The organism is Pseudomonas sp. RA_35y_Pfl2_P32, assembly GCF_963970735.1.
GTDB lineage: Bacteria > Pseudomonadota > Gammaproteobacteria > Pseudomonadales > Pseudomonadaceae > Aquipseudomonas.
Genome location: NZ_CAXAQF010000140.1, coordinates 1 through 597 on the forward strand (window position 1 = coordinate 1; position 597 = coordinate 597).

General features: G+C 65.5%; 1 protein-coding gene. It reads left to right on the forward strand.

Annotation, left to right across the window (positions count from 1 at the left end):
• Positions 1-597: AAA family ATPase (locus tag AACY45_RS27520; protein ID WP_339548609.1), on the forward strand; the 597-nt coding region annotated here is incomplete at both ends.

Below are 597 nucleotides of genomic sequence, written 5' to 3' on the forward strand. Positions count from 1 at the left end.
GCCGGCAAGGTCGCGGTCGCCAAGTCGCTGGCGGTGGACAAGCGGCGCACCTCGCTTACCTCGCTGATCGAGGCATTGTTCTACGACCTGTCGTCCGGCGACCGCGCGCAGGTGAAGATCCCCAAACAGGCCGAACGGCGCGAGCGCGACCTTCGTGATCTGATGCGCAAGGGCAAGCGCCCGATCGTGCTGGTGGTCGATGAAGCGCACGACCTGCACCACAAGACGTTGACCGGCCTCAAGCGGCTTATGGAAGTGGTGGCCGATGCCGGCGTGCTGCTGTCGGTCCTGCTTGTCGGGCATCCGCGCCTGCGCAACGATCTGCGCCGCCCGCAGATGGAGGAGATCGGCTACCGGACCACGACCTTCGACTATGAGGGGATCGGATCGGCACGTCGGGATTATGTAGCCTGGTTGCTCGGTGCGTGCGCGGCAGAGGGGGTGAAGGTCGCCGACCTGATGGACGAGGACGCGATCGACCTCATCGCCGAACGCCTGCGTACTCCGCTCCAGATCGAGATGCACCTGACGCTTGCCTTCGAGCAGGGTTTCCGGTTGGGCGCAAAGCCCGTCACCGCCGGGATCGTCGAGCAGGTG